At 64.1% G+C, this 11921-nt stretch carries 11 protein-coding genes and 1 tRNA gene; 10 read left to right on the forward strand and 2 right to left on the reverse strand.

Annotated elements, in window-relative coordinates; translation table 11 throughout:
• Window positions 1-265: 265 nt before the first annotated feature.
• The 7 genes from RJQ10_RS10370 (at window position 266) to RJQ10_RS10400 (ending at window position 7707) form a co-directional block, all read left to right on the forward strand.
• Window positions 266-1660: an amidase gene (locus tag RJQ10_RS10370; protein ID WP_350146284.1), complete on the forward strand. Its 1395-nt coding sequence runs from the start codon at window positions 266-268 to the stop codon at window positions 1658-1660.
• Complete coding sequence (locus RJQ10_RS10375) at window positions 1657-2856, forward strand: pyridoxal phosphate-dependent aminotransferase (RefSeq protein ID WP_350146286.1); 1200 nt, start codon at window positions 1657-1659, stop codon at window positions 2854-2856. The genes RJQ10_RS10370 and RJQ10_RS10375 overlap by 4 nt, the downstream gene beginning before the upstream one ends.
• Window positions 2857-2915: 59 nt before the next feature.
• On the forward strand, window positions 2916-3581 hold the full coding sequence (locus tag RJQ10_RS10380; RefSeq protein ID WP_350146288.1) for a methylamine utilization protein: 666 nt from the start codon (window positions 2916-2918) through the stop codon (window positions 3579-3581).
• The gene (locus tag RJQ10_RS10385; RefSeq protein ID WP_350146304.1) at window positions 3559-5913 is read left to right on the forward strand and encodes a putative bifunctional diguanylate cyclase/phosphodiesterase; all 2355 of its coding nucleotides are present in this window, start codon (window positions 3559-3561) and stop codon (window positions 5911-5913) included. Before RJQ10_RS10380 ends, RJQ10_RS10385 begins: the two co-directional genes overlap by 23 nt.
• Window positions 5906-6736, forward strand: a complete 831-nt coding sequence (locus RJQ10_RS10390; RefSeq protein ID WP_350146290.1) for a DUF3034 family protein — start codon at window positions 5906-5908, stop codon at window positions 6734-6736. Before RJQ10_RS10385 ends, RJQ10_RS10390 begins: the two co-directional genes overlap by 8 nt.
• 9 nt (window positions 6737-6745) lie before the next feature.
• A complete protein-coding gene (locus tag RJQ10_RS10395) occupies window positions 6746-7174 on the forward strand; it encodes a group I truncated hemoglobin (RefSeq protein WP_350146292.1) in 429 nt (142 codons plus the stop codon).
• A gap of 104 nt (window positions 7175-7278) precedes the next feature.
• Window positions 7279-7707, forward strand: a complete 429-nt coding sequence (locus tag RJQ10_RS10400; protein WP_350146294.1) for a hypothetical protein — start codon at window positions 7279-7281, stop codon at window positions 7705-7707.
• A gap of 95 nt (window positions 7708-7802) precedes the next feature.
• Here RJQ10_RS10400 and RJQ10_RS10405 read toward each other — a convergent pair whose 3' ends face one another.
• A complete protein-coding gene (locus RJQ10_RS10405) occupies window positions 7803-8873 on the reverse strand; it encodes a CNNM domain-containing protein (RefSeq protein ID WP_350146296.1) in 1071 nt (356 codons plus the stop codon).
• A 134-nt stretch (window positions 8874-9007) separates the two neighbouring features.
• Here RJQ10_RS10405 and RJQ10_RS10410 point away from each other — a divergent pair, with 134 nt between their 5' ends.
• The 3 genes from RJQ10_RS10410 (at window position 9008) to RJQ10_RS10420 (ending at window position 11256) form a co-directional block, all read left to right on the forward strand.
• Window positions 9008-9415 carry a hypothetical protein gene (locus RJQ10_RS10410; RefSeq protein WP_350146298.1) on the forward strand — a complete coding sequence of 136 codons (408 nt, stop codon included), beginning with the start codon at window positions 9008-9010 and terminating at the stop codon, window positions 9413-9415.
• Between the two features lie 13 nt (window positions 9416-9428).
• Entirely contained in the window at window positions 9429-11114 is a 1686-nt protein-coding gene (locus RJQ10_RS10415; RefSeq protein ID WP_350146300.1) for an FAD-binding oxidoreductase, read from the forward strand.
• Window positions 11115-11179: 65 nt separating this feature from the next.
• A tRNA-Arg gene (locus RJQ10_RS10420) sits at window positions 11180-11256 on the forward strand.
• 14 nt (window positions 11257-11270) lie between these two features.
• Here RJQ10_RS10420 and RJQ10_RS10425 read toward each other — a convergent pair.
• Window positions 11271-11921: site-specific integrase (locus RJQ10_RS10425; protein WP_350146302.1), on the reverse strand; the 651-nt coding region annotated here is incomplete at its 5' end.

An 11921-nucleotide genomic window follows, 5' to 3' on the forward strand; every position in this document is an offset into this window, starting at 1 on the left:
ACCCCGTGCGCGGCCAGACGGCAGCGCAAGATCACCGCAGGAACGCGCGCCGCATGCGCCCGCAATGGAGTAGCGGAGTCCCCGCCTCCCGGAGCGACGCAGCGGCCGCCAGGCCGCCACACAAACGAAGCCACCGACGAAGCCACCGACCGAGCTACCGATGGAGCAGCCCGGCTGCCGCCAGATCACCGCCGGAACCAGGCGAGCGGAGTTGACAGCAACAAGCGCCACTCAGTAGTGTGAGTGCAGGCAGAGGGAGCGGTCGATGAGTGAGGATATTACTGCGCTGAGTGCAACAGCGCTGCTGGAACAGTTCCGCCAAGGTGGGCTGTCCCCGGTCGAGGTCAGCCGCGCGGCTCTCGACCGCATCGGGCAGCTGGACGGCGATGTGAATGCCTTCTGCCTGGTGGACCCGGAAACCACCCTGCGCTGCGCGCAGGAGTCTGAGCAGCGCTACCGCACGGATCAGGTCAGGGGCGTTGTGGACGGCGTCCCGGTTGCGATCAAGGACCTGTTCCTGACTCCCGCGTGGCCCACCCGCCGCGGCTCGAAGACGGTCGACCCGGCCGCGCAGATGGGCAAGTCAGCGCCGGCGGTGGCTGCTATGGAGCGCCACGGCTACGTTCCCCTGGGCAAGACCACGACACCGGAATTCGGCTGGAAGGCTGTGACTGACAGCCCGCTGCACGGGACCACCTGCAATCCCTGGGATATGCAGCGTACGGCGGGTGGTTCCAGCGGCGGCTCGGCGGCGGCACTGGCGGCGAAGATGGCGCCCCTGGCACTGGGCACCGATGCCGGCGGCTCCATCCGTATTCCGGCAGCGTTCTGCGGTATTGTCGGCTTCAAGCCGTCCTTCGGCGAAGTCCCGCACTGGCCCCCAAGTCCCTTTGGCACCCTTGCCCATGCGGGCCCCATGGCGCGGACGGTGGAGGATTGCGCTCTGCTGATGAACGTGTTGTCGGAGCCGGACATCCGCGACGCGCACGCGGTGCCGCGGCGTGGCATTGATTACCAGGCGGGCCTCGGCGCAGGTATCGCGGGACTGAAGATCGCGTTCAGCGCCAACCTTGGTCACGTCGATGTCAACCCCGAGATAGAGCGCGCCGTCGCGGTGGCGGCAGGGGTGCTGCGCGAACTTGGCGCCACGGTCACCGAGGTTGACCCCAGCTTCAGTGATCCCCTGGGTGCCTTTGGCCATCTGTTCTACAGCGGCGCCGCCAATGCCCTGCGCGACCTCGGCACCCGCAAGCGTGAACTGATGGACCCGCAGCTGGTGCAGGTGGCCGAAAAGGCGGCCAGGCTGAGCGTGCTGGACTACCTGGCGGCCAACAACGAGCGCGGCCAGCTCTGCGAGCGCATGGCCCAGTTTCACCAGAAGTACGATCTCCTGCTGACCCCGACCCTGCCGATCACGGCCTTCGGGCTGAATCGGGAGGTGCCGGAGGATTGGCCCAGCACCCGCTGGCCCACCTGGACGCCCTTCACCTATCCTTTCAACCTGACCGGGCAGCCGGCCCTCAGTGTGCCCTGTGGGTTCTGTCGCGAAGGTCTGCCGATCGGGCTGCAGCTGGTGGGCGCCCGCTACAACGATGCGCTGGTACTGCGCGCCGGCCATGCCTACCAGCAGGCCGCTCCCCAGACGAGGACGCTGCCATGAGCGATATCGATATCGATTTCTACGAGTCCGAGGACCCGATCTGGAACCCTGCCCTGCTGGCCATTCCGATGCCGGGAATCCGCAAGATGGTGAATCTGGCGGCGACCATGGACGATGTGATTCACCTGTCCATTGGCCAGCCGGACCTGCTGGCGCCACGCCATGTGGTCGACGCAACGGTGGACGCCCTGCACGCCGGCCAGACCGGTTACACCATGGATGCCGGGCTCCCCGAACTGCTGGAGGCTCTGGCGGAATACTACGGGGAGCGCTACCAGCGTAGCCTGCTGCCGGAGAATATCCTGGTAACCACCGGCGCCACCGAGGCGATCTACCTGGCCCTGACGTCCACCTCGGCACCGGGCCGGGAATTCATTGTCCCGGATCCCGCCTTCATGCTCTACGCACCGCTGATCCGCATGAACGGTGGCAGCGTCAAGAGCATCGCCACCCGCGCCGAACACAATCACCAACTCGATCCCCAGGAAGTGATCGACGCCATGGACCAGAACACCTGTGCCGTGGTGCTCAATTCCCCCAGCAATCCCACCGGCACGGTATATCCGCGGGAGACCATTGAAGCGATCGTGGAGGAGGCCGCCTATCGCGGCATCTATGTGATCAGCGACGAGGTCTATGATCATCTGGTATATGACGGCAAGCCCTTTCCCAGTGTGCTGTCCTGCTGTTCGGACCTGGACCATGTGATGGTGGTCAGCAGTTTCTCCAAGACTTTCAGCATGGCCGGAATGCGGGTTGGCTGGCTGATCGCCAGCCAGGGCGCTATCCGCAAACTGCGCCGCTACCACATGTTCACCACTACCGTGGCCAACACGCCCTGCCAGTGGGCGGGGGTGGCGGCACTCAAGGGCGAGCGCACCTTCGTCAACGACATGCTGGCGGAGTACAGCCGCCGCCGGGACCGGCTTATCGAGTTGGTCGACCAGACCCCCTACCTGACCGGCTACAAACCGGAGGGCGCGTTCTACATGTTTCCATCGCTGCCGGAGGGTATCAACGGCAACAACGTGGCCCTGCGGTTGCTCAAGGAAACCGGTGTCTGCACCATTCCCGGGCAGACCTTCGGTGAGTCCTGCGGCAATGCGCTGCGGATCAGCTATTCCACCTCCATCGACCGGATCGAAGCTGCCTTCGAACGCATGATTCCGTGGATGGAAAAGCAGGACTTTGCCTGACTCGGGTATACTCTGCCCGGATGTGGGCTTGGGTGGATGGTGTGGGAAAGACACTGGCAATGACTCTCGGGTTGGTGACGGCGCTTGTGGGGTGCCTGTCTTCCGCCGTGGCGGGGACTCTTGCCGTACAACTTACCGGCAGCGACGGTCGGCCGGTGCCGTTTGCCGTGCTCATGTTGCCGGGCGTCGATCCGGCGCCTGCGGCACCGCGGCGGGGTGCGGCTGTGGACCAGCGCGAACGGCGATTCCAGCCGCATGTCACGGTCATCAGCCCCGGTACGGAGGTCAGTTTTCCCAACAGCGACGATACCCGGCACCATGTCTACTCGTTCTCCGAGGGCAATAGTTTCGAGCTCAAACTGTTTCGCGCCAATGATGCGCCGCCGGTGGCATTCCACAATCCCGGAATCGTTACTTTGGGCTGCAATATTCACGACAGCATGAAGGCCTATCTCTACGTCAGCACCGATCCCACGGCGGTTGTCAGCGATGCCGACGGTCATGCGACCCTGCGCTGGAGCGAGGCACAGACCGCCAGCCTGCTGCGCATCTGGCACCCGCAGCTGGAGGCCGAGATGGAAGTTACTCTCGACCCCGCTACCGGGGATACCCTGGCGCTGGAGCTGCCCCTGGCCTGGGAGGATCCGCAGGTGGGCAAGAGCAACGCTGAACTGGAGAGCCTGCTGAAGCGCTTTTCACGTGATGCGAACCAGCTTCCGCAATAGCCTTCTGCTGTTCATAGTCGGTCTGCTGGCGGTGACTCTGGCCAGCAGCCTGCTGGCGGTCATGCGCGCGTCCACCAATGCCGTTGAAGATCTTGTGCGCGCCGAACTGGGTGTGGTGGAGCGGGTATTTCGTTCCCTGCTGCAGGACGATCGGGAACAGCTGCGGAACCGGGCCGAGCTGCTGGCGGGGGATTTTGCCTTCAAGCGTGCGATCGCCACTGGCGAAGAGGCGACCATGCTCAGCGCGCTTGCCAACCACGGTGAGCGGATCAACGCGGATTTTGTGGTCATGCTGTCCCGGAGCGGGGAGGTATTGCTCAGCACCCACCCGGTTGCGCGCTTGCCGGCAAGCGCTGCGGCGTTGGTGGCGAGCGGCAGCAGGCAGGCAGCCGCCATTCTTACCCTGTTCGACGGGCAGACGTTTCAGCTGGTCCTGGTGCCGGTCCTGGCGCCGGACCTGCTGGGCTGGGTCGGGCTGGCAACGGCGGTCGATGGCTCCATGCTGGAAGAACTGCGAGCCATTACCAACGCCGATATTACGCTGGTGGCCCACGCCGCGGGACGCGGAGCCAGGGTACTGGAGTCCACCCTGTCGCCGGCTCTCACTGCCGGCCTGCAGGCAGGGGATTCCTCCTCGGGCGTGGCGTCCCGGCTTGCCGAGAGCCTGGCTGAGGCCGGCTGGCTGAGCCGGGATGTGGATTTGCTGCGGGAGGAGGGGCAGGAGGTAGTGGCCGTCTTGTCTCAGTCTCTGGAACAGGCACTGAACAACTATCGACCGCTGCGCCAGCAGATGTTGATTATCGGCTTCGTCGCCCTCGGCCTGGCCGGTTTCACTGCGCTGGTCATTGCTCGCAGCGTTACCCAGCCGATCTATGCGCTGGTCGACGCCGCCCGTCGCATTACGGATGGCAACTACTCGCGGCGGATAGAACTGGCGGTAGGGGAGGAGTTCGGCATGCTCGCGGATACTCTCAACCTGATGCAGGACACCGTGTCCGAAAGGGAGGCGCGCATTCGTCACCAGGCACAGCATGACATGCTGACCCAGTTGCCCAACCGGTACTATATCAATTCGGTGTTCAACAGCCGGATGAACGAGAGCCCACAGCGCAACCAGTTCGGCATGGGCTTGCTGGAGCTGGAGAACCTGCAGCAGCTCACCGATCTCTACGGCAGCGAATTCAGCGATGCCGTATTGCAACAGATTGCCGAGCGGATCAGTACCAGCCTGCGCCGGGGCGATATTGCCGCGAGAGTGGCGGATTCGCAGATCCTGTTGTTCTTCGAGGATCTTACCCATGCCGGGGTCGAAGCGGTGGTGCAGAAATTGCGTGACGATTTCACTGCACCATTGCTGATTGGCGGCGTGCCGGTGCGTCTGGAACCGCTGCTGGGTTTCGTGTTTGCCCCCCAGCACGGACAGCGGTTCGACGAGCTGGTGCGGCGGGCGCAGATTGCCCTGGGCACCGCCCGCAGCGCCAGTGGCGGCTGGTCGGTCTACCGGATTGGCCAGGATGAGGTTCACCTGCGCCAGATCACCCTGGCACACCGTCTGCAGGCCGCGGTCGATGCCGAGAACTTCACGGTTTTCTACCAGCCCAAGTATGATCTCCACGCCCATCGCGTGCTGCAGGTCGAGGCGTTGATGCGCTGGACCGATACTGAGCTGGGCGCAGTCTATCCCGATGAATTTATCCCGGTTGCCGAGCAGACCGGGATCATCACCGCCATCAGCGTCATCGTGCTGAAGCAGGTACTGGGACAGCTACAGGACTGGCAAGGGGCCGGCATTGAACTCACCGCGTGTGTCAATCTCTCGGGCGCCGATATCCTGCAGGCCGGGTTCGTGCGCCATGTCATCGACTCCCTGCAGGCGTCCGGCCTCGACAGCTCGGCGCTTGTCATCGAGGTCACGGAAACCATGATGATGGCGGATATGGACGTTGCGCTGGCGAATATCCGCGAGTTCGAAGAGGCTGGTATCTGCCTGGCGATAGACGATTTCGGTACCGGATTCTCGTCCCTGGCTCAGCTCAAGATGCTGCCTGTGCAGGAACTGAAGATCGACAAGAGCCTGATCCTGAATCTGGACCGGGACGGCGATGACCAGAAAATTGTGCGCTCCACCATTGAAATGGCCCACTACCTGGGACTCAAGGTGGTGGCGGAGGGTGTGGAGAATCTGGCGTCCCTGCACATGCTGCAGGACATGGGCTGCGATTCGGTGCAAGGCTACTACCTGGCTCGACCGATGACGGCCTCCGCGCTACAGAGCTGGCTGGCAGCGCCCCCACCCGAGGTGCGGGCAATTTCAGAGGAGCGCTATGCCTGACTGGATTCGAACCGGCCTCACCGTCCTGCTGGGCCTGGGGATGGCAGTCGCCACACAGGCTGACAGCAAGCTGCTGGCGACGGCAGGGGCAACCAGTTTCGAGGGCGCGGCTGGTGGCGGCCTGGTTCCCTGGGCGGTGATCAGCGGCTACGGGGACAGCGGCGAGTGGGGTGGGGCTGTGTCACTGACCCGGGTCGGGGTCGACGATTTCCAGCTCGATGTGCGTTCGATCAGTGTCGGTATCGAGAATCGGCTGGAGTTCAGTGCCAGTCGCCAGCAGCTGGATGTGTTGCCGCTGGACCTTGAGATCAGCCAGGATATCTTTGGCGCCAAGCTGCGGCTGGCGGGGGACCTGGTGTACACCCGGTTGCCCCAGCTGAGCGCGGGCCTGCAGTACAAGCGCAATCGGGACATGGCAGTGCCGACGGCCCTGGGCGCGACCTCGGGCAGCGGCGTGGATGTGTATCTGGCGGCCAGTAAACTGTGGCTCAACGGGCTGCTCGGGCGCAACCTGTTCGCCAATATCACCCTGCGCTCCACCGCTGCCCACCAGGCCGGTCTGCTGGGGTTTGGCAATGAGCGGGAACTGCGGTTGGAGGCCTCTGCCGGGATTTTTCTCAATCGGCAGTGGGTTCTGGGCGCGGAGTACCGGCAGAAGCCCGATCAACTCGCCGCCGCTGAAGAAGACGACTGGGCGGATGTCTTTGTCGGCTGGTTCCCCGGCAAGCGCTTTGCCGCGGTGCTGGCGTGGACCGACCTCGGCAGCATTGCCGGCTTGCCCGGGCAGGGTGGCTGGTATCTGTCGCTGCAGTTGAATCAATAGGGGGTGCGGATGTCCTCGCTGCGCAAACTGCTGTTAGTGGCGATGCTGGGGCTCGCTGCCTGTGGCACCGCGACCCGCGAGGAGCGCACCCTGTTCGACCGCCTGGGTGGCACGCCGGGTATCGAACGAATCGTTGCCGGTCTGCTGTGGGAAATCGCCGAGGACCCTCTCCTGCTTCCGCTGTTCGCCGATACCGATATCGACCGCTTCCGGACCAAGCTCGCCGAACAGTTGTGCGAGATCGCCGACGGACCCTGCCGCTACAGTGGCGATTCGATGGCGGAGACCCACCGGCACCTGGCGATCACCCCGGCCCAGTTCAACAGTCTGGTCGATGACCTGATTCGCTCCATGGTGCGCGAGGGCGTGACGGTCGGCGCCCAGAATGCCCTGTTGCAGCGACTCGCGAGGATGTACCCCGACATCGTTGCGGGCTGAGGCATTGATCTGTGACATGGCTGTGGCTTTACTCCATCCGCATTGCTGTGTAGTCTCAAAGAGTCCTGTCGGGACAAAACGACACAACTATGAAGGGGCATTGTATGAAAACAAGACAGTTGACGGGTGCGGCACTGGCAGCGCTGATGACCATGGGCCTGGCGGCTTGCAGCAAGGAAGAGGCCCAAGAGGCGCAGCAATCTGCATCAGATGCCATGAGCACTGTGGTAGAAAAGGCGGAGGAAGCCGGCAGCACGGTATCCGCGGCTGCTGGTGATGCCATGGATTCAGCCTCAAGCGCATGGGACGATACGAGCGACGCGGCAGGCGATGCCATGGATAGCGGCAAAGAGATGGGCGAGGACGCCATGCATGACGCCAAGCAAATGGGCGAAGACATGATGCATGACGCCAAGCAGAAGGGGGAAGACATGATGCACGATGCCGAGCAGGCCGTGGATGATGCCGCTGCCAAGGCAGGGAAAATGGCCGAGGACGCTGACGACGCCATCAAGGGTGCAATGGACAAGTGATGGCGTCGTGGTGACGCCCGCCAAATTGTCTTGACCCGGGGCACTCCTTACACCGGGTCCAGGAGTGTTTGGCGGGCCGTCACCGCATCAGCAATTCAGGTATCGTCAGGGGGGGCTCCGGTGGCCGGCTTGACTCCCAGTTGACGGGTTCTGTGCTCCCCCAGTCGTCGCGCCAGTTTTTGCAGATCCGCAGTGCGGTCTGATTCATCGACGATCTCCCTCCCCACCAGACTCTCGAAGATGTCCTCCAGGGCAATGACGCCGTCGACGCCGCCGTATTCGTCCACCACCAGCATCATGTGTACGTCTTTTGCCAGCAGCTCCTCGAAGGCCCGTAGCAGGTCGATCGCACCGACCAGCGCCGGCAGCTGACGACGGAACTCGCGCAGGGTCCTGTCAATTTCACCTTTGGCCTGGGCCTGCATGAGCTGGCCGCGCAGGACAAACCCCGTTACGTCGTCCTGGTTCTCACCGTAGATCGGAATGCGCGAGTAGGGCTGGTCGCCGTGGCTGTGGAAAAATTCCTCCACCCGCATGTCCTGGGGGAGGCTGAAGAGCACCGGCCGCGGGGTCATCACTGCGCTTACGGTCTGGTCCCGCAGGGACAGCAGGTTGAGCAGAATACGTGACTCGTTATTGGCCAGTTCGCCCTCCATCTCCCCCAGTTCAGCCATTACCACGAACTCCTCCCGGCTCAGGCCGCGGATGGTCTTGCCGCGTGCAATGAGGCTGGTCAGCCAGTTCGACATCAGGACAAAGGGGTAGAGCAGGATGATCATGCCCTGCAGCAGGGCGGCGATCAGGGGCGCCAGCTGGCGCCAGTAATAGGCGCCCAGGGTTTTCGGGATAATCTCCGAGAAAACCAGGATCAGAAAGGTCAACACCGCGGAGAACACCCCCAGCATATTGCTCCCCAGCACCGCCGCGGCCTGGGCGCCCGCAACGGTGGCGCCGGCGGTATGGGCGATGGTGTTGAGGGTCAGGATCGCGGACAGCGGGCGGTCGACGTCATGCTTCAATTTGCGCAGGCGCCGCCCGGAGGGGTTTCCCTCCTGCTCCAGAACCCGGGTATAGGCGGTGGTGACACTGAGCAACACCGCTTCGGCGATGGAGCAGATAAACGAGATGCCCAGGGCCAGGGTAACAGCCAGTATCAATAGTGCCATGAGGGGTAATTGTTCTCCGGTTCCAGTGCCGACAGTTGCCTGTCAGTACGCGGCATCTGCAGTAGCGGGAAAACTGCGCTATCATCGCCGTACCGCGGTGCTGCAGCCACAGCCGCTCGATACTGGAGAATACCATGTCACGCTTCGCCCGTAGCCTTTGTTTTTGCGCAGTCCTGGTGGCCGCCCCGCTTACCCTGGCTGAGCCGCTCAGTTCCGAGACCGGCTGGCTGCAACTGGTCAAGGGGCACCTGGATGCGGACTCCGGCACGGATGTGCGTGAGGTGGAGCCCGGAGATGTCGAGGGCGAGCGCAAGATTACCCTGGCGATCCCGAAGGATCGCCTCAAGGTGTCCCCCGAGGAGCTGGAAGAGGTCCGCGTAATCGGTCGCCGGCCGGAGCAGATCGACCTGCTGCCCGAGTTTCGCTACGAGTGGGTGGCGGATTATGAACACGACAACTACGGCCTGATCATCCATCTGCGCGATGACGGCAAACTGCCCCTGCGCCTGTACATGGAGTCGAGAACCGGCTTTATCCGCTAAAACGGCGCCGGCTGTGCCCGAGTCGCTTGCCCATCGCCGGGAGCTGCGGTTCTGGGGCTGGGGCTATGCGGACGAACAGCTCGCGCCCGCGGAAGAAGCGCTGCTGGCACAACTGGTGCGGATGACCGGCGCAGGCGCCCCGGTGACGACGCCCCGCCTGGACGAGTTCACGCTGCCAGCGCCAGCCCTGCGGCCCCCGGCTGCGCTGGCGCCGATCTGCTCGGCCACTCCCTATGACCGCCTGACCCACGCCTGCGGCAAGTCCTTTGCCGACGGCGTGCGGATGCTGCAGCGTTCGGTGCCGCGGCCGCCGGACTGGGTGGCCTTTCCCCGCGACGAGTCCCAACTGGAGGACCTGCTGGCCTGGGCGGGCAGTGTCTCCGCGGCAGTCGTGCCCTTTGGTGGCGGCACCAGCGTCTGTGGTGGAGTGGAAAGCGCGGTCGAGGGTGATTACGCACTGGTGCTGTCCATCGACCTGCAGTACCTGAACCGGGTGTTGGAAGTCGACCGCAGCAGCCGCGCCGCGCTGATCGAGGGCGGGGCCCTGGGGCCCGAACTGGAGACGGCGCTCAAACCCCACGGCCTGACCCTGCGCCACTTTCCCCAGAGCTTCCAGTTTTCCACCCTCGGCGGCTGGATCGCGACCCGCGCCGGCGGCCACTACGCCACCCAGTACACCCACATAGACGATTTTGTCGAGAATATCCGCATGCTGACACCCCGCGGCATGTTGGAGAGCCGTCGCCTGCCGGGCTCCGGTGCCGGGCCCTCCCCGGATCGGCTGATGCTCGGTTCCGAGGGAACCCTGGGGCTGATCACCCGGGCCTGGATGCGGGTGCAGGACCGGCCGCGCTTTCGTGCCTCCGCCAGCATTCGCTTCGCCAACATGGCCAGCGCCTGCGCCGCGGTGCGGGCGATCAGCCAGGCCGCGCTGTTCCCCAGCAACTGCCGCCTGCTGGATCCGGTGGAGGCACTGCTCAACGGCGTTGGCGACGGTAACTGCGCGGTGCTGGTGCTGGCCTTTGAGTCTGCGGACCACCCGCTGGACGCGTGGCTGGCCCGAGCCCTGGAGCTGGTCGCCGATCACGGCGGCGAGTGGGACCGGCAAGCGGCCCAGCGCTCGCTGCGCAGCACCGGTGCCGAGGAGGGCGAACATCGCCAGGGCGAGGCGGGTGCCTGGCGCAATCAGTTCCTGCGCGCGCCCTACTATCGCAACTACCTCACGCCCCGGGGCGTTATCGCCGACACCTTTGAAACGGCGATTACCTGGGACCGTTTCCACGCGCTGTACGAGGGCGTACAGGACGCCGTGCGCCGCGCAATCCGCACGGAAACCGGGGCTGAGGGGATGCTCAGTTGCCGCTTTACCCACGTCTACCCGGATGGCCCGGCTCCCTACTTCACGTTCTATGCCCGCGGCGCCGACTGCGGCGACATGGCCGCCGTGCTCGGGCGCTGGCGCCAGATCAAGCTGGCCGCCAACGCAGCCGTTGTCGCCCTCGGAGGCACCGTGACCCACCACCACGCCGTGGGCCGCGACCATCGCCCCGGAGGCTATGACCGGCAGGCGCCGGGCCTGTTCCGGGCCGCCTTTGCGGGCGCCAGGGCGGCGCTGGACCCCGCCGGCATGATGAACCCCGGGGTGTTGGTGGACACCCCGTCCCGGGGCGCGGTTGCCGGCGGTGTGCTGGGTGGCTGACCAGTTTTTTGCTTTGCAAGCCCTTGACTATCAAGGGATCGGTACCTATAGTAGCGCCCCTCAACGCGCCTGTAGCTCAGCTGGATAGAGTACCTGGCTACGAACCAGGCGGTCGCACGTTCGAATCGTGCCAGGCGCGCCATATTTTTCAAAGACTTACGCTTTCACGTCCATCTTTTCATCCACCGAACGTAGGGTTTTCGTAGAGTTTTGCTCTACGATCTCTAGTGTTCGCTCGATACGCGCCGCGGCGTGACTCAGATGATCCGGTGCCAGGTGCGCATAGCGCAGCACCATCTCATACGACTTCCAGCCGCCCAGTTCCATCAACTCCTGTAACGACGTGCCGTTGGTAACATGCCAACTGGCCCAGGTGTGGCGCAGATCATGGAATCGAAATTCCGTGATCCCGGCTCGCCTGAGTGCACGCTTCCAGCCAGAGCCCACACGTTCCATGCGCTTCTTCTGGTACGTAAAACACCAGCGGCCGTGATCTCCCTCGACCGCCCTCAGGGCGAGAATGGCATCGTTGTTCAGGGGGATGCCACGTCCCTCGCCGTTTTTGGTGGTGCCGTGGTCCAGCCAGGCGACGCGGCGGTCAAAATCCACCCGGTGCCATTCCAGGTTCAGGATTTCACCCATCCGGCAGCCAGTTGCCAGTCCAAACGACACCACCGGGCGCAGATGCGCCGACAGTGCCTCCAGCAGAGCATCGGCTTCCTGACGTGAGAGAAAGCGCACACGGCGCCTCGGTTCACTCAACATCCGGATGCGGGGAAAGCGCTCCAGCCATCCCCACTCATCCCG

Origin of the sequence: Haliea sp., assembly GCF_040222615.1 — a bacterium.
Taxonomy (GTDB): Bacteria; Pseudomonadota; Gammaproteobacteria; order Pseudomonadales; family Halieaceae; genus Haliea.